Source organism: Pseudomonas sp. A-1, from assembly GCF_004801855.1.
GTDB lineage: Bacteria > Pseudomonadota > Gammaproteobacteria > Pseudomonadales > Pseudomonadaceae > Geopseudomonas.
Map to the genome: position 1 here is coordinate 1 of NZ_SSTC01000003.1, position 24,751 is coordinate 24,751.

Consider the following 24,751-nt stretch of genomic DNA (forward strand, 5'->3'; position numbering starts at 1 on the left):
CGCGCCCGCGCGGCGCGGCCGCGGCCAGCTGCGGTGCACGCGCCTCGGCGCGGGCCGACGCTTCGCGCCGGCTGTCCGGGGGCATCCGGACATCGGGGGTCAGGCTGGGAAGTTCGTCCAGCTCGTCGAGGGCATCGTTACGCATACCGGCACAACCTGTGGGGAAAGGGAAATCGGCTCGCCCATTATACGGCGCCCCGGCAGCCACCGGCTGACGCTCGCTTACGGTGCATGTTGCACCGCAACGAAGCTTGTCCGGCCCGGCCGGCGGCGGCAAAGCGCAGAGTTGCGCTCGGGAATTCTGGTATGGGGCTTGCTTGATCCCGGGAAACCCCGGACCGCGTCAAGGAGACCCCCATGGAACTGAACAAGGCCACCCTCGATTGCATGCAGAAGCTGCGCCGCCGCCTGCGCGAGGAACTGGGGACCGACATCCACCTCAGCCAGAGCGACGTGATCAGCGCCCTGCTCGCCGCCTGCGAGCGCAGCGACTCGATGGAAACCCGCCGCCTCGGCGCGCAGCTGGCCGAACTGGCCGGCACGCCGGAAGGCGAGGAAGCGGCCCGCAAGCGTCCGCTGTACCGTGGCCAGATTCCGACGCCGGAAGCCGACGCACCGGGCCCGACCGAGGAGCGCCAGGTGCGCATCTACCGCGGCCAGCGCATCTACGTCTGACCCCCGGCGCCTCAGGCGCCCGGCAGGGCCACCAGCCAGCGCCGCGCCGTGCGCTCGACATGGCGGGTGAGGCTGTCCAGGCGCTCGCCGCCCAGACGCCAACTGTGCCAGTACAGCGGCACGTCGACCGGCCGCTCCGGCAGCACCTCCCGCAAGCGTCCGCTGGCCAGCTGTTCGGCCACCTGCAGCTCGGGGATCAGCCCCCAGCCGAGCCCCGCCTCGGCCATGCGCACGAAGCCTTCCGACGACGGGCACAGATGGTGGAGGAAGCCGCCCTCCACGCCGAGTGCGGCCAGGAAGCGGTGCTGCAGACGGTCGTCCGGGCCGAAGACGATGGCCGGCACCCGCGCCAGCCGCTCGCCGCTGACCCCGCCGGCCAGATGACGGGCGATGAACGCCGGGCTGGCCATCGCCCGGTAGCGCATCGCCCCCAGCGCCAGGGCGCGCGCGCCGGCCACCGGCCGGGGGCTGGAACACAGGCAGGCGGCCACCTCGCCGGCGCGCATGCGCTTGAGGCCCACCGCCTGGTCCTCCACCAGCAGGTCGAGGAGCACGCCGGACTCGCTGCAGTAGTCGCTGACCGCCTCCGCCCACCAGGTCGCCAGACTGTCGGCGCTCAGCGCCACGCGCAGGCGCTCCGCCCCGCCCTCCTCGTCCAGCGCCGGCACCAGCTGCTGCAGGTCGCCCTCGAGCAGGCGCACCTGCTGCACGTGGTTGAGCAGCCGCTGGCCCAGCTCGGTCGGCTGCGGCGGCGTGCTGCGCACCAGCACCGGCTGGCCGAGGCGCATCTCCAGCAGCTTGATGCGCTGCGACACCGCCGACTGCGACAGCCCCAGACGCTGCGCGGCGCGCTCGAAGCCGGCCTGCTCCACCACGGTGGCCAGGGCAGCGAGCAGCTTGTAGTCGAACATATCGATTTACCTAATGCCTGATCAGCAGTATTCGTTTCTCTTATACATCCGCGCTGCCTAGAGTGGCCACATCCTTGTCTACCCTGGCGGAGTTCCCGAGATGTGGCAGAGTTACAGCAACGGCCTGCTGGTCACGGCCGGCCTGATCGTGGCCATCGGCGCGCAGAACGCCTTCGTCCTCGCCCAGAGCCTGCGCCGCGAGCACCACCTGACGGTGGCCGCGCTCTGCGTGCTGTGCGACGCCCTGCTGATCACCGCCGGGGTGTTCGGCCTGGCCAGCCTGCTGGCACAGAGCCCGCTGCTGCTGGCCGTCGCCCGCTGGGGCGGCATCGCCTTCCTGCTTTGGTACGCCAGCCAGGCGCTGCGCCGCGCCTGGACCAGCCAGGGCCTGGCCGGCGCCGGCGACGCCCTGCCGCGCTCGCGCCGCGCGGTGCTGCTCGCCGCCCTCGCCGTGACCCTGCTCAACCCGCACGTCTACCTCGACACCGTGCTGCTGATCGGCTCGCTCGGCGCCCAGCAGGCAGTCCCCGGCGCCTACGCCCTCGGCGCCGCCAGCGCCTCGCTGCTGTGGTTCGCCACCCTCGCCCTCGGCGCCGCCCGCCTGGCGCCCTGGCTGGCGCGACCGACCACCTGGCGGCTGATCGACCTCGGCGTGGCGAGCATGATGCTGGCGATGGCGGTGCAGCTGGCGCGGCCGCTCTGGGCCGCATAACCCCACGGCTGCTGCGTGGATAAGGCAGGGGGTGGGTGCTATGATTCGGGGCCGACGGCGCGCCATAGCGCTGCGGCAGCTCCGCTGCAGGGGAGCTGCCAGACCGGCCCACGAGCCGGGTCGCGCGCACCTTGCGCTCGCACATACCTGATGATGATAGGGAGAGAAACCATGGCTTTCGAACTGCCGCCGCTGCCTTACGAGAAGAACGCCCTCGAGCCGCACATTTCCGCCGAGACCCTGGAATACCACTACGGCAAGCACCACAACACCTACGTGGTCAACCTGAACAACCTGATCCCGGGTACCGAATTCGAAGGCAAGACCCTGGAAGAGATCGTCAAGACCTCCACCGGTGGCATCTTCAACAACGCGGCCCAGGTGTGGAACCACACCTTCTACTGGAACGGCCTGAAGCCCAACGGCGGTGGCCAGCCCACCGGCGCCCTGGCCGACGCCATCAACGCCACCTTCGGCTCCTTCGACAACTTCAAGGCCGAGTTCACCAAGGTCGCCATCGGCACCTTCGGTTCCGGCTGGGCCTGGCTGGTGAAGAAGGCCGACGGCTCCCTGGCCCTGGCCAGCACCATCGGCGCCGGCTGCCCGCTGACCAGCGGCGACACCCCGCTGCTGACCTGCGACGTCTGGGAACACGCCTACTACATCGACTACCGCAACCTGCGTCCGAAGTACGTCGAGGCGTTCTGGAACCTGGTCAACTGGGACTTCGTGGCCGCCAACTACGCCGCCTGAGTCGCCTGACCATCACGCAGAAGCCCGGCCCCGGCCGGGCTTCTGCGTTTTTGCCCGGCACGCCGCCGGCCCCGCCCCCTTTGACGCTCGCGCGGCAAATCCGAATACTCTGTGCGGCTTCGCGCAACCGGAAGCGCCAAACAAGGAAACGTCCTCCCGTGCCGCCAGACGTCCAGAAGAGCCTCTCGCAGCGCCTGCTCGGCTTCATCCTGCTGGCGGCAGTCGCGCTCGGCCTGCTGTTCAGCAGCGCGCAGATCGCCCACGACCTGCAGCTGAGCCGCCAGGCCATCCGCACCGAGGGCCGGCAACTGCTCGGCATGTTCCGCGAGGGCGCGGCCCTGGCCAGCTTCCGCGAGGATCGCCGCCTCGCCGAACAGCTGGTGGCCGGCCTGCTGCAACACCCGGGCGTGCTGCGCGCCAGCCTGCGCGACGGACATGGCACCCCGCTGGCCGGCGACCAGCGCACCCAGCCGGCACCTGCCGCGCCCGGCTTAGCCGCGGAGCTGTTCGGCCCGCCGCAGCCCTTCAGCCTGCGCCTGCATTGCCCGACGCTCAGGCAGGAGTCCTGCGGCGAGCTGACCCTCACCCTCGACAGCAGCCACCTGGCCGAGCGCTTCGTCGCCGGCGTGCGCTTCCAGCTCGCCAGCAGCCTGGTGTTCATCCTGCTGTTGGGCCTGGCGCTGTTCTGGCTGTGCCGCCGCCAGCTGACCCTGCCGCTGGCGCGCCTGCTCGGCAACCTGACGCGCATTGACCCGGAGCGCCCGGGCGAGCACCAGCTGCCGCCGCTGCGCGGCCACGAACGCGACGAACTCGGCCAGTGGGTCGCGCGCGCCAACCAGCTGCTCGCCGCCATCGCCCACCACCAGAGCCGGCGCCGCGAGGCGGAGAGCAACCTGCAGCGCATGAGCCAGTTCGACCAGCTCACCGGCCTGCCCGGCCGGCCGCTGCTGCAGCAGCAGCTCGGCCGCCTGCTGCGCGAGGCCAATCGCAGCCAGGGACGCGTAGCGGTGCTGTGCCTGGGGCTCGACGACTTCAACAGCCTCAACGAGAAATACGGCTACCAGGCCGGCGACCGCCTGCTGGTCACCGTCGCCGAGCGCCTGCGCGCCCTCGACAGCCGGCTGGCCGGCCTGGCGCGCCTGGGCGGCGACCAGTTCGCCCTGGTGCAGATCGCCTTCCAGCACGGCTACGAGGTCGCCGAACTGGCCCAGCAGGTGCTCGATGCGCTGTCCAGCCCGCAGACCATCGGCGACCAGCAGATCCGTCTCGGCGCCACCATCGGCATCACCCTGTATCCCGATGACGGCGACGACGGCGAGCGCCTGCTGCAGCGCGCCGAGCAGACCCTGACCCTGGCCAAGCAGGGCAACCGCCAGCGCTACCAGTTCTTCATCGCCAGCCTCGACCGCGAGATCCGCCGACGCCGCCAGCTCGAGCAGGACCTGCGCCAGGCCCTGCACAGCGAGCAGCTGGAGCTGTACTACCAGCCGCAGGTCGCCGGGGCCGCGCAGCGGGTGGTCGGCGTCGAGGCGCTGCTGCGCTGGCGCCATCCGCAGCTGGGCTTCGTGCCACCGGACCAGTTCATCCCGCTGGCCGAGCAGAGCGGGCTGATCCTCGAGATCGGCGACTGGGTGCTGGAGCGGGCCTGCCGCCAGTTGCGCGATTGGCACGCCCAGGGCCTGGAAGGGCTGCGCATGGCGATCAACCTGTCCACCGCGCAGCTGCGCAGCGAGAAACTGCCGCGCCAGGTGCTCGGCCTGATCCAGCGCTACGGCCTGCAGCCCTACAGCCTCGAGCTGGAAGTGACCGAGACCGGGCTGATGACCAACGTCGCCCAGGCCGCCCAGCAGCTCAACAGCCTGCGCCTGGCCAAGGTGCTGCTGGCGGTCGACGACTTCGGCACCGGCTACTCGTCGCTGAGCTACCTGAAGAGCCTGCCGCTGGACAAGATCAAGATCGACCGCAGCTTCGTGCGCGACCTGCCACGCAACCAGGACGACGCCATCATCGCCCATGCCATCATCCAGCTGGCGCACAACCTGGACATGCAGGTGATCGCCGAGGGCGTGGAAACCGCGGAGCAGGAGGCCTACCTGCTCGCACACGGCTGCGACGAGGGCCAGGGCTACCTGTACTGCCGGCCGCTGCCGGCCTTCGAGGTGACCCAGTACCTGAGCAACGCCCTGCGCCGCGCGGCCCAGGGGACAGCCGGCCGGCCGCTGGGCCGCCTGGGCTGAACGACCTCAGCCGCCCTGGCGCAGCAGCCAGGTCACGGCCAGCGCCCCGCCCAGGCAGAGCAGCGCGCCGCCCAGCGCCTGCCAGCGGAAGGTGCGCGCCAGCTCGTCCTCGCCCCTGCAGGACAGCAGGAACGGCAGGCCCTCCGGCGGGCGGCGCAGGTGGTTCTGCTCCGGCGCCCGGCTGGCCTGGGCGTGGCGATCCTCCGCCTCCAGCTGCGCGGCCAGGCGCACCAGGCGCCACTCCTGCTCGCTGAGCCGGCCGTCGCCATCGCGATCGAAGCGCCCCAGCAGGCCCTGGAAATCCTGCTTCCACTCGCGCACCAGCGCCGCCTGGGCCGCGGCCAGGTCGAGTCCCTGGCGCCCGCCGCCGCTGGTGCGGAACTCGCCGAGGGCGTACAGCGGATCGCCGGCGTGCAGGCGCTCCTCGACATAACGATAGCGCCGCCCCATGTTCAGCAGGCTGCCGAGCAGGCCGTGCGCCGGGGCGTGGCGCGGGTGGCGCTGGTCGCCGTGCCATACCTGGCGGTGCAGCGGCCGCACCTCGGCGCCGAGCGGATTGATCAGGCACTGCCCAGAAGCATCCTCGAGGGCCAGCCAGCCCTCGCTGCTGGCCGACTCCACCACCCGCCAGGACTTGTGCTTGCCGTTCTCGCGATACTCCTCGATGCGATAGCGCCACCAGCGGCACGGCATGCCGGTCAGCGGGGCCACGAGCGGCTCGCCCGGGCCGTCGCGCAGCACGCCGTACAGCTCGACGTAGCCCTGCGCCGCCGAGCGGATCCGCGAGGTCGGCATGTCCTCCAGCAGGCGCGCCTGGCCGAGGCGGCGCAGGCACCACCAGCCACCGCCGACGCTGGCCGCGCCGGCCATGCCGAGGGCCAGCAGTTGGCCCGGATCGACGGCCATCAGCCGAACAGCTGCCTGAGGTCGACGTCGGCCTTCTCCGCCTCGCTGAACTGCAGCAGCTCGGCGGCCCCGAAGCCGAACAGGCGGGCGACCAGCACGTCGGGGAACTGCTCGATGCGCACGTTGTTGAGGTTGACCGACTCGTTGTACAGCTCGCGGCGGTCGGCGATGCCGTTCTCCAGCCCGGTGATGCGCTGCTGCAGGTGCTGGAAGCTCTCGTTGGCCTTGAGCTGCGGGTAGCTCTCGGCGAGCGCGAACAGCTGGCCGAGGCCGGCGCGCAGACCGCTCTCGGCACGGCCGAGGGCGGCGACGTCGCCCTGCTCGCGCGCCGCTGCCACCGCGCTGCGCGCGGCGATCACCGCCTCCAGGGTATTGCGCTCGTGCTGCATGTACTGCCGGCAGGTCTCCACCAGCTTGGGCAACTCCTCGTGGCGCTGGCGCAGCAGCACGTCGATGTTCGACCAGGCCTTGCCCACCCCGTGCTTGAGGCGCACCAGGGCGTTGTAGATCTGCACGGCGTAGCCGGCCAGCAGGACGATGACCACCAGAATGGCGACGGTACTCGGACTCATGCGCGGGACTCCCTGTGAAGTGGCCGCCAGTATAACGGGAGCCCGCCGGGCACGGCGCGCGGCGCCGCACAGCCGCGCGGCATCGCCCGACGGCGCACGACAGCCCTTCCCATCGATGCGAATATTTCGCATTATGTTTCGAAACCATCTCTCAGCTGCCACCCGCTGCCCACACAAGGATCGCCCCATGCCCCGTTTCCCCCTGGTCGCCACCAGCCTGCTCGCCCTGTCCATCGCCCTCGCCGGCTGCGGCGAGGACAAGAAAGTCGAGGCGCCGGCGCAGAGCGCCGCCCCGACCGCTGCCCCGCAGGTGTCGGCCGCCGCACCGGCCGCGAATGTTGACCCGGCCGCGGCCAAGGCGGTGGTCGGCCACTACGCCGAGCTGGCCTCCGCGGTGTTCAGCGACGCCCTCGGCACTGCCAAGGCCCTGCAGCAGGCGGTCGACGCCCTGCTCACCACCCCGAACGAGGCCACCCTCAAGGCGGCCCGCGAGGCCTGGCTGGCCGCGCGCACGCCCTACATGCAGAGCGAGGTGTTCCGCTTCGGCAACCCGGTGGTCGACGACTGGGAAGGCCAGCTCAACGCCTGGCCGCTGGACGAGGGCCTGATCGACTACGTGGCCAAGGACTACCAGCACGCCCTCGGCAACCCCGGCGCCACCGCCAACCTCATCGCCAACCCCGAAATCCAGGTCGGCGAGGACAAGCTCGACGCCAGCACCATCACCGGCGAGCTGCTGGCCAGCCTCAACGAACTGGGCGGCTCGGAAGCCAACGTCGCCACCGGCTACCACGCCATCGAGTTCCTGCTCTGGGGCCAGGACCTCAACGGCAGCCAGCCGGGTGCCGGCAACCGCCCGGCCAGCGACTACCTGGTCGGCGAAGGCGCCACCGGCGGCCACAACGAGCGCCGCCGCGAGTACCTCAAGGCCGCCACCGCCCTGCTGGTCAGCGACCTCGAATACATGGCCGGCCAGTGGCAGGCCGGCGTGGCCGACAACTACCGCGCCAGGCTGGAGGCCGAGCCGGCCGACAACGGCCTGCGCAAGATGCTGTTCGGCATGGGCAGCCTGTCGCTGGGCGAGCTGGCCGGCGAGCGCATGAAGGTGGCGCTGGAGGCCAACTCCACCGAGGACGAGCACGACTGCTTCAGCGACAACACCCACAACTCGCACTTCTTCAACGCCCTGGGCATCCGCAACGTCTACCTCGGCGAGTACCGCCGCGTCGACGGCAGCCTGCTGGGCGGCCCGAGCCTGTCCTCGCTGGTGGCCCAGGCCGACGCCGCGGCCGACAGCGCGCTGAAGGCCGACCTGGACGCCACCCAGGCCGCCCTGCAGAAGCTGGTGGACAGCGCCGAGAAGGACGGCGTGCACTTCGACCAGCTGATCGCCGCCGACAACACCGCCGGCCAGCAGATCATCCGCGACGGCATCGCCGCGCTGGTCAAGCAGACCGCCAGCATCGAGCAGGCCGCCGGCAAGCTGGGCATCAGCGACCTCAACCCGGATACCGCCGACCACCAGTTCTGAGCCGCCTCCGGCGGGAGCGCGGGCCTCAGGCCCCGGCTCCCGCCGCCTCCTGCCACGGTAGCGGCGCGGCAGCCCCCGACGGCCGAGCCCTGGCGCCCGCCAGGCTGCCGGGCAAATGAAAAAAACTCTTATTTGCACCGAAACGCGCTGTTACACTATCGCACCGTTCGGCCCCCCGGGAGTTTCACCGCCATGCCCGTCCTGCCTGTCCTGCGCCCCCTCGGCGCACTGGCCCTGAGCCTGCTGCTGGCCGGCTGCGAGCAACCCGAGACGCCACGCTTCAGCGCCGCCGAACCCGGCGAGGCGCTGTCCGGCGGCGCCGCCACGGTCCGCAAGGCCGACCAGAACGCCTTCTCGCTGCCCTCGGCCAACCTCTCGCCCAGCCGCCGCCTGGACTTCAGCGTCGGCAACAGCTTCTTCCGCAACCCCTGGGTGATCGCCCCGGCCTCCACCGACGCCCGCGACGGCCTCGGCCCGCTGTTCAACACCAACGCCTGCCAGAACTGCCACATCAAGGACGGCCGCGGCCATCCGCCGGGCAGCGCCGCGGACAACGCGGTGTCCAGCCTGGTGCGCCTGTCGATCCCCGCCCAGCCTGGCCAGGAGGCCCTGCTCGAGCGCCAGGGGCTGATCCCCGAGCCGGCCTACGGCGGCCAGCTGCAGGACACCGCCATCCCCGGCGCAACCCCGGAAGGCCGGGTGCGAGTGCGCTACTCGACCGAGCTGGTCACCCTCGGCGACGGCAGCCGTGTCGAGCTGCAGCGTCCCGAGCTGCAGCTCAGCCAGCTCGGCTACGGCGCGCTGCATCCCGACACCCTGTTCTCCCTGCGCGTGGCGCCGCCGATGATCGGCCTGGGCCTGCTCGAGGCGATCCCCGAGGCGGCGATCCTCGCCAATGCCGATCCCGACGATCGCGACGGCGACGGCATTTCCGGCCGGCCCAACCGGGTCTGGGACCATGCCAGCCAGACCACCCGCCTCGGCCGCTTCGGCTGGAAGGCCGGCCAGCCGTCGCTCAACCAGCAGAACGCCGACGCCTTCTTCAACGACATGGGCCTGTCCACCCCGCTGCTCGCCGGCAGCAGCTGCACCGAGAGCCAGCTGGACTGCCGGGCGCTGCCCGACGGCGGCACACCGGAAGTCAGCGCGCACATCCTCGCCCAGGTGCTGTTCTATACCCGCAACCTCGCGGTGCCGGCGCGGCGCCAGGTCGACGACCCGCAGGTGCTCGCCGGCAAGGGCCTGTTCCACCAGGCCGGCTGCCAGGCCTGCCACACGCCGAGTTTCACCACTGCGGCGGACGCCGCCGAGCCGGAGCTGGCCGGCCAGCTGATCCGCCCCTACAGCGACCTGCTGCTGCATGACATGGGCGACGGTCTGGCGGACAATCGCCCCGAATTCCAGGCCAGCGGCCGCGAATGGCGCACCCCGCCGCTGTGGGGCATCGGCCTCACCGAGACGGTCAACGGCCACACCCGCTTCCTCCACGACGGCCGCGCGCGCAACCTGCTGGAGGCCATCCTCTGGCACGGCGGCGAGGCCGAAGGCGCCCGCCAGGCGGTGATCGCCTTCGACGCCAGCCAGCGCGCCGCCCTGCTGGCCTTCCTCAATTCCCTCTAAGGAGCAATCGATGCTGCGCCCCGCCCTGCTCTCCCTGTCCCTGCTGGCCCTGCTGGCCGGCTGCTCGAACGGCGAGCCGCCCAAGCCGAAGGCCGAGCCCTTCGCCGCCGCCAGCGCCGCGCTCACCGACGGCGTGCTGCTGCCCGCCTACACCCGCTGGACCGACAGCGACCGCCAGCTGGCCGACAGCGCCCGCGCCTTCTGCGCCGGCGAGCAGGACCTGGCCGCCGCCCGCCAGGCCTACCTCACCGCCCACGGCGCCTGGGCCGCCCTGCAGCCGCTGGCCGTCGGCCCGCTCGGCGAGGGCAACCTGGCCTGGCAGGTGCAGTTCTGGCCGGACAAGAAGAACCTGGTGGCCCGCCAGGTCGAAGCCCTGCTCGACAAGACCCCGCAGCTCAGGCAGGCCGAGCTGGAGAAGGCCAGCGTGGTGGTGCAGGGGCTGAGCGCCTACGAATACCTGCTGTTCGACCAGGGCATCGACCTCGCCGACCTCGAGCAGAAGCGCCGCTACTGCCCGCTGCTGCTGGCCATCGGCAGCCACCAGCAGGCCCTCTCGGCCCAGGTGCTGGGTAGCTGGCTGGGCGAACAGGGGCTGGCCGCGCAGCTCAAGAGCTTCCCCAACACCCGCTACGCCGAGGGCCGCGAGGCCGTCGCCGAGCTGCTGCGCGCCCAGGTCGGCGCCCTCGACGGCCTCAAGCGCAAGCTCAACACCCCGCTGCCGCTCGGCGGCAAGCCGCCGCAGCCCTACCAGGCCGAAGCCTGGCGCAGCGGCGCCTCGCTGGCGCTGATCGACGCCAGCCTGGCCAGCGCCGAGAGCCTGTGGCGCGAAGGCGTGCGCGGCCTGCTGGGCAAGGAGCAGGCAGACCTGGCCACCCGCATCGACGCCGCCTACCACGAGACCCGCCAGCGCATCGCCGCCCTCGGCCAGCCGCTCGGCGTACTGCTCGCCGACGAGGCCGGCCGCGCCAGCCTCGGCCAGCTGTACGACAGCCTCGGCACCCTGCACCGTCTGCACGAGGCCGAGCTGGCCAAGGCGCTGGGCATCCAGCTGGGCTTCAACGCCCACGACGGCGACTGAGCATGCACAGACGCACCTTCCTCGGCCTCGGCGGCGCCCTGCTCGCCGCCTCCGCCCTCGGCGGCTGGACCCTCGGCCGCGGCGCCGGCCAGGCGCCGCTGCTGCTGTCGGCGCGCAACGACGCCGACGGCCGCCACTACGCGGTCGGCTACCGCCTCGACGGCAGCCGCCAGTTCGCCACCCCGGTCGCCGAGCGCTGCCACGACGTGGTACCGCACCCGGCGCTGCCGCTGGCGCTGTTCGTCGGCCGCCGGCCGAGCCGCGACAGCTACCTGATCGACACCCGCGACGGCCGTCTGCTGCAGACCGTGGCCACGCCGTCCGACCGGCACTTCCAGGGCCATGCGGTGTTCCACCGCAGCGGACAGTGGCTGTACAGCACCGAGAACGACACCGGCGAGCCGGGGCGCGGGGTGGTCGGCGTCTGGCGTCTGGACGGCCAGCGCCTGGTGCGCCACGGCGAACTGTCGAGCCACGGCGTCGGCCCGCACCAGCTGCTGTGGCTGCCCGACGGCGAGACCCTGGTGGTGGCCAACGGCGGCATCCGCACCGAGGCCGACAGCCGCGCGGCGATGAACCTCGACGCCATGGAGCCGAGCCTGGTGCTGCTGCGCCGCGACGGCACGCTGCTCAGCAAGGAGCAGCTGCCCGAGTCGATGAACAGCGTGCGCCACCTGGCGGTGGCCAGCGACGGCACCGTGGTCAGCGGCCAGCAGTACGAGGGCGACCCGGGCGACGCCGTGCCGCTGGTGGCGATCAAGCGTCCCGGCCAGGCCTTCCAGGCGTTCCCGCTCGGCGAGGCGCAGCGCCTGGCGATGCACCAGTACACCGCCAGCGTGGCGATCCACAGCGGCCTGCGCCTCTTGGCGATCACCGCGCCGCGCGGCAACCGGGTGTTCATCTGGGATCTGGACAGCGCCGAACTGCGCCTGGATGCGCCGCTGCCCGACTGCGCCGGCGTCGCCGCCTGCGCCGAGGGCTTCGTGGTCAGCTCAGGGCAGGGCCGCTGCCGCCTGTACGACTGCCGCCAGGCGGACATCGCCATGCAGGCACTGCAGCTGCCGGCCGGGCTGTGGGACAACCACCTGCGCCTGGCCTGAGCCAGGGCGCGGGTTGCCCACCGCCCAGCCCGGGCCGCCCGGCCGATTCAGCCGCGCATGCCCTGCACGATCTGGTAGAGCATCAGCAGCCCCTGCGGATCGGTACTGCTCCGTGCCCGCTGTCGCTCGCTCGGAATGCTGTGGGCGAGCGGCTGCTGGGCCAGCTGGCTGCTGCGGATCACTGTCACGCCCGGATTCCACCAGCTGGCCGCGGCCTGCGCGACCACTCCGAACGCCGCCACCAGGAAAAGGCCGCGAACCACATACGGTTTCATCTTGGTCACCTCCTGACATCCTCACCGGAGATACACAGATAACCGTAGCCGAGGCCATTCCCCTCCCGGATCAGCTGCGACGAATGGCGGCCGGTCATGGCAGCGGCCGGCGCCAGGCGAAGCGATAGGCCTTGGCCGGCTGCGAGCTCCGGCACTGGCCGTTGTCCGCCGCGGCACCCACCAGGTACCAGACCTCCCGCGAGGTCTCGCCCAGCTGGCGGGCCTGCTCCGGATCGAAGCAGCGCGCCAGCTCCGTGGAGGGAATCAGCGCGAAGGCCTGCGGATGGCCGCGCAGCCACTCGGCCGCCCGATCCACCGACTCCGGCCGGGCGAAGCCGAAATGCACGATCGGCTGGCGCGCATACAGCCAGTGGCCCTCGCGCCAGGTGGTCAGCACCAGATCGGCGCCGCCGCTCAGCTCGGCCGCCTGGGCCATGATCGCGTCGTGGGGATTGGCGCCCTCCTTGAGCGGCTCGATCCAGCCGCGGGCGAACCACAGGGCGAACCACACCAGCGCGAGGCCGACGAAGACCTGGCGCCCACGCGGCCGCCGGGCGAACCAGCGGCGCAGCAGCCAGGGCACCAGCGGGGCGACCAGCAGCACCAGCCCCGGCAGCGCCGGATAGATGTACAGCTTGCGCTTGCCGCTGCTCAGCGAGAAGAACAGCAGGACCAGCACCACCCAGCCGAGCAGCACCAGCACCCGGCCGTCGCGCTTGGCCAGCTGGCGGCGCCAGGCCGGCACCAGCCACGGCAGGGCGAGGAACATCGGCAGCCAGTACTTGGGAATCACCTCGGCGAAGAAGTACCAGAACGGCTCGCGGTGGTGCCAGGCGTCGGCGTAGCGCTTGGCGGTCTGCTTGAGGAGGATCTCCTGCACATAGGCGACGCTCTCGGCATTGCCCTGCAGCGCGACCATCACCAGCAGCGGCAGCAGCCAGACCGCGATGGCCGCCAGCATCGCTGCCAGGCCCAGCCACCAGCGCCGCCCCTGTCCCGGCATCGCCACCACGCCCGTCCAGCCCCGGCGCGCGGCGTAGAAATAGGGGATCAGCAGCAGGATCGGCAGGAAGCCGACGCCCTTGCTGATGATGCCGAACCCCATCGCCGCGCAGCCCAGGTAGAACCAGCCCCAGGCCGGCCCCAGCAGCAGGTGGCGGAGCAGGCCGTAGACGCCGAGGATGATCCACAGGCAGAGGAAGCCGTCGATCTGCCCGGCGCGCAGGATGCTGTGGGTCTGGTAGGTGGCGAGGAACAGCAGCGCGGCGATCACGCCGATGCGCGGATTCCACAGCCGCCGCCCCAGGTCGTACAGGCACAGGGTGGCCACCGCGCCGGCCAGCAGCGCCGGCAGGAACAGCGCCAGGATGGGCGCATCGGTGAGCCGGACGAACAGCGCCACCGCCCACATGAACAGCGGCGGCTTGTCCGGATAGATTTCCGCCGCGCGGTGCGGGATGAACCAGGAACCGCTCTGCAGCATCTCCATGGCGACGCCGAGGAAGCGCTCCTCGTCGACATTGAGCGGCTGGCGCAGGCCCAGACCGGCGCCGAGCATGAGCAGCGCCAGGGCCAGCAGCCACAGCGGGGCGCGCCGCGGCGAGATCGGCAGACGCATCGGCTCAGTCCCCCTTTTCCTTGTCCTTGTGCCGCGCGATCAGCTGCAGGTTGCGCAGGTAGACGACGAAGCCGAACGACTGGCCGAGGATGAACACCGGGTCCTCGCGGTAGATGGCATAGGCCAGCAACAGCGCGCTGCCGACGATGCTCAGGTACCAGAAACCGACCGGAATGATGCTGCGCTTCTTGTACTCGCTGTACAGCCACTGCAGGGCGAAGCGGCCGGTGAAGGCCAGCTGGCCGGCGAAGCCGACCACCAGCCAGAGAGTCTCACGCCCCATGTCAGCCCTCGACCTCGTGCGCCGCCAGATCCAGGCGGGTGCGCCGGATCAGCCACCACACGCCGAACAGGTCGAGGATGCCGACCAGCGCGCGATCCAGGTTGCCGTACTTGGAGACGCCGGCGCCGCGCGGACGGTGATTGACCGGATGGACGATCATCCGCCCGTTGTGGCGCTTGATCAGCGCCGGGATGAAGCGGTGCATGTGGTCGAAATAGGGCAGCTGCAGGAAGGCGGCGCGCTCGATCACCTTGATGCCGCAGCCGGTGTCCGGCGTCTCGTCGCGCAGCAGGCGGCTGCGCAGGCGGTTGGCGAAGCGCGAGGCCCAGCGCTTGCTGGCGGTGTCGCGGCGGTTGACGCGGTGGCCGGCGACCAGCTTGACCGCATCGGCATGCCCCTCGGTGCCGCGCACCAGCGCCAGCATGCCGGGCAGGTCGGCCGGATCGTTCTGCCCGTCGCCGTCGAGGGTGGCCAGCCACTGGCCGCGGGCGACCTGGGCGGCGTGGTAGATCGAGGTGCTCTGCCCCAGCGAGTGGGTGTGGCTGAGGATGCGCAGCTGGTCGAAGCCCTCGCGCTTGAGCGCGCGCAGGGCGGCGGCGGTGCTGTCGGTGCTGCCGTCGTCCACCACGATCACCTCGTAGGCTTCGTCGGCCAGCGCGGCGCGCACCTCGCCGAGCAGGCTCGGCAGGTTGTCGGCCTCGTTCTTGGCCGGGATCACCACGGAAACGTAGATGTCGCCGGACGCGGCGGTGCCGGCCGGGTTGGAAATGGTCTGTTGGGTCATTGTTATACCGCGTAGTAATCCCGATACCAGTTGACGAAGTGGCTCACGCCGCTCTGCAGCGTGGTTGCCGGACGGAAGTCGATCAGTTCGGCCAGCTCGTCGACATCCGCCCAGGTGCGCAGCACGTCGCCGGGCTGCAGGGGCAGGAAGTTCTTCTGCGCCTCGACGCCGAGGGCGGCCTCGAGACACTCGACGAAGTCGAGCAGGCGCACCGGCTCGCCGCGGCCGATGTTGTACACCTTGCTCGGCACCGCGCCGGCCGGCGGCAGGGCCTGCAGGCGCAGGATGCCCTCGACGATGTCGTCGATGTAGGTGAAGTCGCGCGACATCTGCCCGTCGTTGTAGATGTCGATGGGCCGACCATGGAGGATGGCGTCGGTGAACTTGAACAGCGCCATGTCCGGGCGGCCCCAGGGGCCGTAGACGGTGAAGAAGCGCAGGCCGGTGGCGCGCACGCCGTACAGGTGCGCGTAGGTGAAGGCCATCAGCTCGTTGGCGCGCTTGCTGGCGGCATACAGCGAGGCCGGCTGCTCCACCGGATCCCGGGTGGCGAACGGCAGCTTGTCGTTGAGGCCGTACACCGAACTGCTCGAGGCGTAGAGCAGGTGCTCGACCGGAAAATGCCGGCAGGCCTCGAGGATGTTCAGGTAGCCGCTCAGGTTGGACTCGACGTAGACCTCCGGATGGTCCACCGAATAGCGCACCCCGGCCTGCGCCGCCAGGTGGATGACGCGCTGGAAGCGCTGTGCCTCGAACAGCGCCAGCAGCCCCGCCTTGTCGACGATGTCCAGCCGCTGGAAGCTGAAGCCGGGCAGCTCCGCCAGGCGGGCGAGGCGCGCTTCCTTGAGCGCCACGCTGTAGTAGTCGTTGAGATTGTCGATGCCGACCACTTCGTGGCCTTCGGCGCACAGCCGGCGGGCGACATGGAAGCCGATGAACCCGGCGGCTCCGGTGACCAGGAACTTCATGCCGCCCCCTCGACGCTGCAGCCGCGGCCGATGCCGTAGTAGGTGATGCCGGCAGCCGCCAGGGTGGCCGGCTCGAACAGGTTGCGGCCGTCGAAGATCACCCGGTCGGCGAGCTTGGCCTTGACCAGTTCCTCGTCCAGCACGCGGAAGTCCTGCCACTCGGTGACGATCAGCAGCGCATCGGCGCCCTCCAGCGCTTCCTCCTTGCTGGCGGTCAGCCGCAGGTCGTCACGCGCGCCGAACAGGCGCCGCGCCTCGTCCATCGCCTCGGGATCGAAGGCCTGTACCTGCGCGCCGGCCTGCCACAGCGCGGCGAGCAGCTCGCGGCTGGGGGCATCGCGCATGTCGTCGGTGTTGGGCTTGAACGCCAGGCCCCACAGGGCGAAGGTCCTGCCGCGCAGGTTGCCGCCGTAGTGGGCGCTGACCTTCTCGAACAGCCGCTGCTTCTGCGCGGCGTTGACCGCCTCGACCGCCTGCAGCAGGCGCGGCTGGTAACCCAGGCCCTGGGCGATCTGCTGCAGGGCCTGGATGTCCTTGGGGAAGCACGAGCCGCCGAAGCCGCAGCCGGCGTAGATGAAGTCGTAGCCGATGCGCGAGTCCGAGCCGATGCCGCGGCGCACCATCTCGATGTCGGCGCCCAGGCGTTCGGCCAGGTTGGCGATCTCGTTGATGAAGGAGATCTTGGTCGCCAGCATGCAGTTGGCGGCGTACTTGGTCAGCTCGGCGCTGCGTGCGTCCATGACCATGATCTTCTCGTGGTTGCGGCTGAACGGCTGGTACAGCTCGCGCAGCACGGCGACCAGCTCGGGGCTGTCGGTGCCGATGATGATCCGCTCCGGACGCATGCAGTCGTCCACCGCGCAGCCTTCCTTGAGGAACTCGGGATTGGAGGCGACCCGGAAGTCATCGGCCCACGGCTTGCCCGCCGCGGCCTCGCGCAGGTGCGCGGCGATGCGGTCGACGGTGCCCACCGGCGAGGTGGACTTGTTGACGATCAGCTTGGCCTGCTCGCTGTGCGCGGCGATGCTGTCGACCACCGCGAACACCTGGCGCAGGTCGGCGCTGCCGTCCGCCAGCGGCGGGGTGCCGACGGCGATGAAGATCAGCCGGGCGAAGCGCACGGCCCGCTCGGCGTCGACGGTGAACTGCAGGCGGCCGGCGGCCAGGTTCTTGGTGATCAGCGAGGCCAGCCCGGGTTCGTAGATCGGCGACTGCCCGGCGTTGAGACGCTCGATGCGCGCCGCGTCGATATCCACGCAGCAGACCGAGTGCCCCACTTCCGCCAGGCATACCGCCTGGGTCAGTCCCACATACCCCGTACCGAAAACCGTGACTTTCATGGATGTCTCACACCGTAACGGAAACTGCGACCCTCGGGTCGTCGATCGGCAAGCAGGAGAGCCGGGGGCACTGGCCGCGCGAGCACTCCGCTCATGTTCTAATTAGTCGTCCTTGCGCACCACGTATATCCACGAAGTGGAATAACCTGGCAAAAGGCCATAACGCCCAAGAATATCAAAGCCGGCCTGCACCAGCTCGCCCTCGATGGCCTTGCCGGCGGGGAAACGCCCGGCCGGCAGCGACAGGATCAGGGTGTCGCGGGTGACGCGACGCAGCTCGCGCAACTGCTGGCGGAGTTGCAGCGCCTCGGCGCCGCACGGCAGCAGGCCGATGCCGAGAATGCAGTCGACCGCGTTGTCCGGCAGCAGCAGAGCCGCCGCGGTCCCCTGGAAGACCCTGACTCGCTCCGCCAGCCCGGCAGGCTGGGCGGCCAGCACGGCATCGAGGCGCTGCTGCGAAGGTCCGGCGGCGAGGATGACCCGGTTGTCATGCTCGGCCAGCAGCGGCCAGCAGCGGCCAGCCTCGGGCGACAGGTCGAGGAGCAGGTTCGGCTCGCCGGCCAGTTTCAGCGCCCGGCGGAGCAGCTGCGCCTCGCGCCAGAGCAGCAGTCGCCGGCGCAGGGCGCCCCCCTGCCCTGCCGCGCAGGAGTGATCGCGCGAGTGCGCCAGTTGCTCGGGCTCGGCCGGACGAGGTCGTTCCATACGCGGAGATCCACAGGAAAGATGGCGCGTGACCCTAAGGTCCGAGCCATCAAGGGCGGGTGAACAGTATGTGAAAAAAACGTCAAGCGCCATGATCCAGGTCCACCTCGAAGCGACAGCCATGGGGCTCGACCGGCAGCAGGGCGATCCGCCAGCCCTCCTGGGCGCAGATCCGCTGCACCAGCGACAGGCCGAGGCCGAGACCGTCGCCACGCTCGCGGTCGCCGCGCACGAAAGGCTCGAACACCGACGCGCGCATCTCCTCGGGTATTCCGGCGCCGCTGTCATCGACGCTGAAGCCATGGGTCGACAGGCTCAGGCAGATCCGCCCGCTGTCGGTGTAGTGCCAGGCGTTGCGCAGCAGGTTGCCCAGTACCGCGCGCAGCAGCGGCGCGTTGTAGGGGTGGCCGGCCGGCGCCTCCGGGCCCGGCCGATAGTCCAGCCGCAGGCCCTTGGCCTCGATCGGCTCGCGCCACTGCGCCACCAGCTCGTCGGCCACCTCGCGCAGGCTCGCCCGCGGTGCGCCGCCGCCCTGGGCGGATTGCGCGCGGGCCAGCTGCAGGAAGGTCTGCACCAGCTCGCGCATCTCGGCCGTGGCCCGGGCGATGCGCTGCACCTGACGACGCCCCCGCTCGTCCAGCGCCGGACTCTCCAGCAGCAGCTCGCAGGCGCCGGCCAGCACCATCAGCGGAGTGCGCAGTTCGTGGCTGACGTCGCTGGTGAACAGCTGCTCGCGGCTGAGCGCCTGACGCAGCTGGCTGAGGGTGCCATCGAAGGCCGCCGCCAGCTGGCCGACCTCGTCGGGCGCGTAGTCGGGCGCCAGCGGCGGCGCCAGCGCCAGCAACTGGTCGCGATGACGCACCTGGCGCGCCAGGCGGCTCACCGGCGCCATCACCCGCCGCGCCAGCAGCCAGCCGAGCCCCATGGCCAGCAGCACGCTGGACAGGAAGCCCACCACCACCACCACATAGATCAGTTGCTCGCGCCGCTCGAAGTCGCTCTGGTCCTGCAGCAGCACGTAGCGGCGGCCGTCCACCTGACGCACCATGGCGTGCCAGGCCTGCTCGCCGCGGAAGACCTCGTGGAACCCCTCGCCCAACGCGGCGACATCGACCGGCAGGGCGAACTCCTCGACGCCGCCGGTGAAGTGGAACTGCTGGTCCGGGCGCGGCTGCGCGCGCCACTCGTCCATGGTCTCCATCTTCAGCAGACGGTCGAGGTCGCGCCCCAGCTGGGCGGACAGCAGGCGCTCCTCGACCACGTGGATGGTGGCCACGGTGCCCACGGCGAAGGTGCCGGCCACCAGCAGGCTCATCAGCGCGAAGGCGATGACGATGCGCTGCGCCAGGCTGGGCTTAAAGCGCATCGACACTCTCGGCCAGGCGGTAGCCGACACCGTGCACGGTGTGCAGCAGCGGGGCCGGGAAAGGCTTGTCGATCACCTGGCGCAGTTGGTGGATGTGGCTGCGCAGGCTGTCGCTGTCCGGGCAGTCGTCGCCCCACAGCGCTTCTTCCAGCGCCTCGCGGCGCAGCACGTGGGGGCTCCTCTGCATCAGCAGGGCGAGCAGCTTGAGGCCCAGCGGATTGAGCTTGAGGCGCCGGCCGGCGCGGGCCACCTCGAGGGTGTCGAGGTCGTAGCTGAGATCGGCCACCTGCAGCAGCCGGCGCGCCGCGCCCTGGCTGCGGCGCAGCACCGCCTCGATGCGCGCGGCCAGCTCGCTCATGGCGAACGGCTTGACCAGGTAGTCGTCGGCGCCGGCCTTGAAGCCCTGCAGACGGTCGTCGAGCTGGTCGCGGGCGGTGAGCATGATCACCGGCACGCTGCTGCGGCCCTCCTCGCGCAGGCGCCGGCACAGGCTGTAGCCGTCCAGGCCGGGCAGCATCACGTCGAGCACCAGCAGGTCGTAGTGCCCGCTGCTGGCCAGGTTCAGCCCCGACAGGCCGTCCTGCGCACAGTCGACGCTGTAGCCCTTGAGTTCCAGATAGTCGGCCAGGTTGGCCAGGATGTCGCGATTGTCTTCGACCAGCAGGATACGCATGCAGTCACCTCTACCGCCAGGATCGCACGGGCGGGTTAGGGAAATCTTAAGAGCCGGAAAGTTACCGCACGCCGCCCGCCTTGACACATTTTTCATGCGCCGCTCACGTCGGCATGACGTCCGCGCGCGCAGTCTGCGCGCGCTCAACCGCTTCGGACCCCGTCATGCCACAACTCCTACGCTCCGCGCCCCTGCGCTACCTGTTCCTGCTGCTGGCTTGCTGGCTGGCCCTGTTCACCCTGACCCGTGCCGCGCTGCTGCTCGGCCACTGGAGCGAGGCCGCCCTGGCGCCGCTGCAGGTCGCCGCGCTGTTCGGCACCGGCCTGCTCTACGACCTCGGCTTCCTCGCCTTCGCCGCCGCGCCGCTGGCCCTCTACCTGCTGCTGTGCCCGCCATCCCTGTGGCGCCGCCCCGGCCACCGCCTGTGGCTGCAGGCGCTGTTCGCCGTCAGCCTGTTCGCCATGCTGTTCGGCGCGCTGGCCGAATGGCTGTTCTGGGACGAGTTCGGCGTGCGCTTCAACTTCATCGCCGTCGACTACCTGGTGTACTCGGAGGAAGTGCTGCACAACATCCTCGAGTCCTATCCGGTGTTCCGCCTGCTCGGTGCCATCGCCGTCCTCGCCATCGGCCTGACCATCGCCCTGCGACCGTGCCTGCGCCGCGCGCTGGACGCTGAAATGCCGCCATTGCCCCGCCGCCTGGCCGCCTTCGCCCTGCTCGTCGCCTGCAGCGGCCTGGGTTTCGCGCTGCTCGACCAGCAGTCCCCGCGCGGCCTGGGCGGCAATGCCTACCAGCGCGAACTGGCGAGCAACGGCCCGTACCAGTTCTTCGCCGCCTTCCGCAACAACGAGCTGGACTACCCGCAGTTCTACCCGACCCTGGGCATGGACAAGGTAGCCAGCATCCTGCGCGAGGAGCTGCAGGCGCCCAACGCCCGCTTCCACGCCGGCGAACCGCTGAATATCCGCCGGCAGATCGACAACCCCGGCCCGCCGGCCCGGCTCAACGTGGTGCTGGTCACCATCGAGAGCCTGTCGGCCAGGTACCTCGGCAGCTTCGGCGACAGCCGCGGCCTGACCCCCAACCTCGACCGGCTGCGCAAGGACAGCCTGACCTTCAGCAACTTCTACGCCACCGGCACCCGCACCGACCGCGGCCTGGAAGCCATCACCCTGTCGGTGCCGCCGACCCCGGGGCGCTCCATCGTCAAGCGCATCGGTCGCGAGAGCGGCTACGCCAGCCTCGGCCAGCAGCTCAAGGCCCACGGCTACGACAGCGTGTTCGTCTACGGCGGACGCGGCTACTTCGACAACATGAACGCCTTCTTCGGCGGCAACGGCTACCGCATCGTCGACCAGAGCAGCGTGCCCGACAGCGAGATCCACTTCGCCAACGCCTGGGGCATGGCCGACGAGGATCTCTACGCCCAGGCGATGAAGATCGCCGACGCCGACCATGCCGCCGGCAAGCCGTTCCTGCTGCAGCTGATGACCACCTCCAACCACCGCCCCTATACCTATCCGGACGGGCGCATCGACATCACTTCCGGCGATGGCCGCGAGGGGGCGGTGAAATACACCGACTGGGCCATCGGCGACTTCCTCGCCAAGGCGCGGCAGAAACCCTGGTTCGACGACACGCTGTTCGTCTTCGTCGCCGACCACTGCGCCGGCAGCGCCGGCAAGGAAGACCTGCCGGTGGCCAACTACCACATCCCGCTGTTCATCCACGCGCCCAAGTGGATCCAGCCGCGCGAGGACGGCCAACTGGCCAGCCAGGTCGATCTGGCGCCGACCCTGCTCGGCCTGCTCGGCCTGGACTACCAGTCGACCTTCTTCGGCCGCGACCTGCGCGTGCCGGCCAGCAACCCGCCGCGCGTGCTGATCGGCAACTACCAGCACCTCGGCCTGTTCGACGGTACCGACCTGGCGATCCTCAGCCCGCCGAAGCAGATGCGCCGCCACGACGACGCGCTCGGCGCCAGCCGTGAAAGCGCAGCCGCGCTCGACGATCCGCTGATCGAGCGCGACATCGCCTACTACCAGGCCGCCAGCTACGCTTTCCGCCACGGCCTGCTGACCTGGAACGGCCAGTTGCCGCCGGCGGAGTTCGGCCTGGGACAGCACACCGAGAGCGCGCGCCGATGAACCACTCGACTCCGGGCGCCTCGCGCCCGCTGCGCATCGGGCTGGCCCTCGTCCTGCCCGCGACGCTGATCGCCCTGCTCCTGCTGGTCGAGCCGACCCGGCTCGACTTCGCCATCTCCGACCTGTTCTACCGGCCGGGCGTCGGCTTCGCCGGCAAGCACAGCTACTGGCTGGAGAACGTCCTCCACGACCGCGCCAAGCAGGGGGTGATCCTCATCGGCGTGCTGGCCATCGCCGGCCTGCTGGCCAGCTGGCTGCACCGGCCGTGGGCCGCCTGGCGGCGGCCGCTCGGCTATGTGGTGCTGGCCATGGCGCTGTCCACCGCCATCGTCAGCCCGGTGAAAACCCTCACCGGCGTGCATTGCCCCTGGGATCTGACCCGCTACGGCGGCGCGGAAACCTACACGCCGCTGCTCGCCGAGCGCGCCCCGGTGGTCGACAGCCCCGGCCGCTGCTGGCCGGGCGGCCACGCCAGCAGCGGCTTCACCCTGTTCGCCCTGTACTTCGTCCTGCGCGACCGCCGGCCACGCCTGGCCCGCGCCGCCCTGCTGTTCGCCCTGGGACTGGGTTCGCTGTTCTCCGTCGGCCGGGTCATGCAGGGCGCGCACTTCCTGTCGCACAACCTGTGGACCGCGCTGTTCGACTGGATGATCTGCCTGGGCTGCTATCGCCTGCTGCTCTACCGTCCGGCAGCGGCGCTGCAGCCGGCTCCCCCGTTCGAGACGGCGCCCCGGCGCTGACTCACGGGCAATAAAAAACCCCGCGCCAGAGGCGCGGGGTTTTCGTTACGGGCGGAAGGCCGGTCGGCTTACATCATGCCGCCCATGCCACCCATGCCGCCCATGTCCGGCATGGCCGGAGCGGCCTTGTCTTCCGGAATGTCGGCGACCATGGCTTCGGTGGTGACCATCAGGCCGGCGATGGAGGCAGCCGACTGCAGGGCAGTACGGGTCACCTTGGCCGGGTCGAGGATGCCCATCTCGATCATGTCGCCGTACACGCCGGTGGCGGCGTTGTAGCCGAAGTTGCCGCTACCCTGCTTGACCTTGTCGACCACCACGCTCGGCTCGTCGCCGGCATTGGCGACGATCTGGCGCAGCGGCGCCTCGACGGCGCGACGCAGCAGGGCGATACCGACGTTCTGGTCTTCGTTGTCGCCCTTCAGGCCTTCGATGGCCTGCAGGGAACGCACCAGGGCGACGCCGCCGCCAGGCACCACGCCTTCTTCCACGGCAGCGCGGGTGGCGTGCAGGGCGTCTTCGACGCGGGCCTTCTTCTCTTTCATCTCGACTTCGGTGGCAGCGCCGACCTTGATCACGGCAACACCGCCGGCCAGCTTGGCCAGGCGCTCTTGCAGCTTCTCGCGGTCGTAGTCGGAGGTGGTTTCCTCGACCTGCTTGCGGATCTGCGCCACGCGGGCTTCGATGTCGGCCTGGGCGCCGGCACCGTCGATGATGGTGGTGTTTTCCTTGTTCAGGACCACGCGCTTGGCGTTGCCCAGGTGCTCCAGACCGGCGCCTTCCAGCGACAGGCCGACTTCCTCGGAGATCACGGTGCCGCCGGTCAGGATGGCGATGTCCTGCAGCATGGCCTTGCGGCGATCGCCGAAGCCCGGAGCCTTGACGGCGGCGACCTTGACGATGCCGCGCATGTTGTTGACCACCAGGGTGGCCAGGGCTTCGCCCTCGACGTCCTCGGCGACGATCAGCAGCGGACGGCCGGCCTTGGCGACGGCTTCCAGCACCGGCAGCATTTCGCGGATGTTGGAGATCTTCTTGTCGACCAGCAGCAGCAGCGGGTTTTCCAGCTCGGCGGACATGGTGTCCGGCTTGTTGACGAAGTACGGCGACAGGTAGCCGCGGTCGAACTGCATGCCTTCGACGACCGACAGCTCGTTCTCCAGGCCCGAGCCCTCCTCGACGGTGATCACGCCTTCCTTGCCGACCTTGTCCATGGCTTCGGCGATGATGTTGCCGATGGACTCGTCGGAGTTGGCGGAGATGGTGCCGACCTGGGCGATGGCCTTGGTGTCGGTGCACGGCTTGGCCAGGTCCTTCAGCTGGGCGACGATGGCGATGGTCGCCTTGTCGATGCCGCGCTTCAGGTCCATCGGGTTCATGCCGGCGGCGACGGCCTTCAGGCCCTCGTTGACGATGGCCTGGGCCAGCACGGTGGCGGTGGTGGTGCCGTCACCGGCCTGGTCGTTGGCCTTGGAGGCCACGTCCTTGACCAGTTGGGCGCCCATGTTCTCGAACTTGTCCTTCAGCTCGATTTCCTTGGCCACGGACACGCCGTCCTTGGTGATCAGCGGAGCGCCGAAGCTCTTGTCCAGCACCACGTTGCGGCCTTTCGGGCCGAGGGTGGCCTTGACGGCGTCGGCCAGGATGTTCACGCCGACCAGCATCTTCTTGCGAGCGGAATCGCCGAATTTGACTTCTTTAGCAGCCATGTTCTTCTAAACCTCGGATGGAATTCAGGAAATGCGCGAAAAGCGGCGGGA

The 24,751-nt window shown here is 70.3% G+C and carries 23 protein-coding genes; 10 read left to right on the forward strand and 13 right to left on the reverse strand.

The window, feature by feature from the left end; translation table 11 throughout:
- The first annotated feature begins 357 nt into the window (after window positions 1-357).
- A complete protein-coding gene (locus E5198_RS01085) occupies window positions 358-675 on the forward strand; it encodes a hypothetical protein (RefSeq protein ID WP_136488170.1) in 318 nt (105 codons plus the stop codon).
- An 11-nt stretch (window positions 676-686) separates the two neighbouring features.
- Here the strand turns inward: E5198_RS01085 and E5198_RS01090 are convergent, their stop codons facing one another.
- The gene (locus E5198_RS01090; protein WP_136488171.1) at window positions 687-1,586 is read right to left on the reverse strand and encodes a LysR family transcriptional regulator ArgP; all 900 of its coding nucleotides are present in this window, start codon (window positions 1,584-1,586) and stop codon (window positions 687-689) included.
- A gap of 100 nt (window positions 1,587-1,686) precedes the next feature.
- Between E5198_RS01090 and E5198_RS01095 the strand changes: the two genes are divergently transcribed.
- The 3 genes from E5198_RS01095 to E5198_RS01105 all read left to right on the forward strand — a co-directional run bounded on the left by E5198_RS01095 (window position 1,687) and on the right by E5198_RS01105 (window position 5,288).
- Window positions 1,687-2,298, forward strand: a complete 612-nt coding sequence (locus E5198_RS01095; protein WP_136488172.1) for a LysE/ArgO family amino acid transporter — start codon at window positions 1,687-1,689, stop codon at window positions 2,296-2,298.
- Window positions 2,299-2,469: 171 nt separating this feature from the next.
- Window positions 2,470-3,051 (forward strand): superoxide dismutase [Fe], encoded by a 582-nt coding sequence (gene sodB, locus E5198_RS01100; protein ID WP_136488173.1) that lies wholly within the window; start codon window positions 2,470-2,472, stop codon window positions 3,049-3,051.
- A gap of 158 nt (window positions 3,052-3,209) precedes the next feature.
- The gene (locus E5198_RS01105) at window positions 3,210-5,288 is read left to right on the forward strand and encodes a bifunctional diguanylate cyclase/phosphodiesterase (RefSeq protein WP_136488174.1); all 2,079 of its coding nucleotides are present in this window, start codon (window positions 3,210-3,212) and stop codon (window positions 5,286-5,288) included.
- Window positions 5,289-5,294: 6 nt separating this feature from the next.
- Here E5198_RS01105 and E5198_RS01110 read toward each other — a convergent pair whose 3' ends face one another.
- Window positions 5,295-6,194, reverse strand: a complete 900-nt coding sequence (locus tag E5198_RS01110; protein ID WP_136488175.1) for a GIDE domain-containing protein — start codon at window positions 6,192-6,194, stop codon at window positions 5,295-5,297.
- Entirely contained in the window at window positions 6,194-6,766 is a 573-nt protein-coding gene (locus E5198_RS01115) for a LemA family protein (RefSeq protein ID WP_136488176.1), read from the reverse strand. The genes E5198_RS01110 and E5198_RS01115 overlap by 1 nt, the downstream gene beginning before the upstream one ends.
- A gap of 187 nt (window positions 6,767-6,953) precedes the next feature.
- Between E5198_RS01115 and E5198_RS01120 the strand changes: the two genes are divergently transcribed.
- From E5198_RS01120 to E5198_RS01135, 4 genes are all read left to right on the forward strand, one after another.
- Window positions 6,954-8,297 (forward strand): imelysin family protein, encoded by a 1,344-nt coding sequence (locus tag E5198_RS01120; protein ID WP_136488177.1) that lies wholly within the window; start codon window positions 6,954-6,956, stop codon window positions 8,295-8,297.
- Window positions 8,298-8,489: 192 nt separating this feature from the next.
- Window positions 8,490-9,917 (forward strand): di-heme oxidoredictase family protein, encoded by a 1,428-nt coding sequence (locus E5198_RS01125; protein WP_136488178.1) that lies wholly within the window; start codon window positions 8,490-8,492, stop codon window positions 9,915-9,917.
- Window positions 9,918-9,927: 10 nt separating this feature from the next.
- Window positions 9,928-10,995, forward strand: coding sequence for an imelysin family protein (locus E5198_RS01130; RefSeq protein ID WP_136488179.1), 1,068 nt, complete (start codon window positions 9,928-9,930; stop codon window positions 10,993-10,995).
- A gap of 2 nt (window positions 10,996-10,997) precedes the next feature.
- Entirely contained in the window at window positions 10,998-12,095 is a 1,098-nt protein-coding gene (locus E5198_RS01135) for a DUF1513 domain-containing protein (protein ID WP_136488180.1), read from the forward strand.
- A 47-nt stretch (window positions 12,096-12,142) separates the two neighbouring features.
- Here the strand turns inward: E5198_RS01135 and E5198_RS01140 are convergent, their stop codons facing one another.
- The 9 genes from E5198_RS01140 to E5198_RS01180 form a co-directional block, all read right to left on the reverse strand.
- Complete coding sequence (locus tag E5198_RS01140; protein ID WP_136488181.1) at window positions 12,143-12,379, reverse strand: hypothetical protein; 237 nt, start codon at window positions 12,377-12,379, stop codon at window positions 12,143-12,145.
- Between the two features lie 85 nt (window positions 12,380-12,464).
- The gene (locus tag E5198_RS01145) at window positions 12,465-13,988 is read right to left on the reverse strand and encodes a glycosyltransferase family 39 protein (RefSeq protein WP_136488182.1); all 1,524 of its coding nucleotides are present in this window, start codon (window positions 13,986-13,988) and stop codon (window positions 12,465-12,467) included.
- Between the two features lie 4 nt (window positions 13,989-13,992).
- Window positions 13,993-14,271 (reverse strand): lipid-A-disaccharide synthase N-terminal domain-containing protein, encoded by a 279-nt coding sequence (locus E5198_RS01150; protein WP_136488183.1) that lies wholly within the window; start codon window positions 14,269-14,271, stop codon window positions 13,993-13,995.
- A gap of 1 nt (window position 14,272) precedes the next feature.
- Window positions 14,273-15,055: a glycosyltransferase family 2 protein gene (locus E5198_RS01155; protein WP_136488184.1), complete on the reverse strand. Its 783-nt coding sequence runs from the start codon at window positions 15,053-15,055 to the stop codon at window positions 14,273-14,275.
- A gap of 2 nt (window positions 15,056-15,057) precedes the next feature.
- Window positions 15,058-16,023, reverse strand: coding sequence for an NAD-dependent epimerase (locus E5198_RS01160; RefSeq protein ID WP_136488185.1), 966 nt, complete (start codon window positions 16,021-16,023; stop codon window positions 15,058-15,060).
- Window positions 16,020-17,363, reverse strand: coding sequence for a UDP-glucose/GDP-mannose dehydrogenase family protein (locus E5198_RS01165; RefSeq protein ID WP_136488186.1), 1,344 nt, complete (start codon window positions 17,361-17,363; stop codon window positions 16,020-16,022). The genes E5198_RS01160 and E5198_RS01165 overlap by 4 nt, the downstream gene beginning before the upstream one ends.
- 102 nt (window positions 17,364-17,465) lie before the next feature.
- Window positions 17,466-18,065, reverse strand: a complete 600-nt coding sequence (locus tag E5198_RS01170; RefSeq protein WP_136488187.1) for an SAM-dependent methyltransferase — start codon at window positions 18,063-18,065, stop codon at window positions 17,466-17,468.
- Window positions 18,066-18,147: 82 nt separating this feature from the next.
- Window positions 18,148-19,431 carry a HAMP domain-containing sensor histidine kinase gene (locus tag E5198_RS01175; protein ID WP_136488188.1) on the reverse strand — a complete coding sequence of 428 codons (1,284 nt, stop codon included), beginning with the start codon at window positions 19,429-19,431 and terminating at the stop codon, window positions 18,148-18,150.
- A complete protein-coding gene (locus tag E5198_RS01180) occupies window positions 19,421-20,104 on the reverse strand; it encodes a response regulator transcription factor (RefSeq protein WP_136488189.1) in 684 nt (227 codons plus the stop codon). The genes E5198_RS01175 and E5198_RS01180 overlap by 11 nt, the downstream gene beginning before the upstream one ends.
- A gap of 164 nt (window positions 20,105-20,268) precedes the next feature.
- Between E5198_RS01180 and E5198_RS01185 the strand changes: the two genes are divergently transcribed.
- Entirely contained in the window at window positions 20,269-22,251 is a 1,983-nt protein-coding gene (locus tag E5198_RS01185) for an LTA synthase family protein (RefSeq protein ID WP_136488190.1), read from the forward strand.
- A complete protein-coding gene (locus E5198_RS01190; protein ID WP_136488191.1) occupies window positions 22,248-22,991 on the forward strand; it encodes a phosphatase PAP2 family protein in 744 nt (247 codons plus the stop codon). Before E5198_RS01185 ends, E5198_RS01190 begins: the two co-directional genes overlap by 4 nt.
- A gap of 68 nt (window positions 22,992-23,059) precedes the next feature.
- Here the strand turns inward: E5198_RS01190 and groL are convergent, their stop codons facing one another.
- Window positions 23,060-24,700: a chaperonin GroEL gene (groL, locus tag E5198_RS01195; protein WP_136488192.1), complete on the reverse strand. Its 1,641-nt coding sequence runs from the start codon at window positions 24,698-24,700 to the stop codon at window positions 23,060-23,062.
- Window positions 24,701-24,751 lie beyond the last annotated feature (51 nt).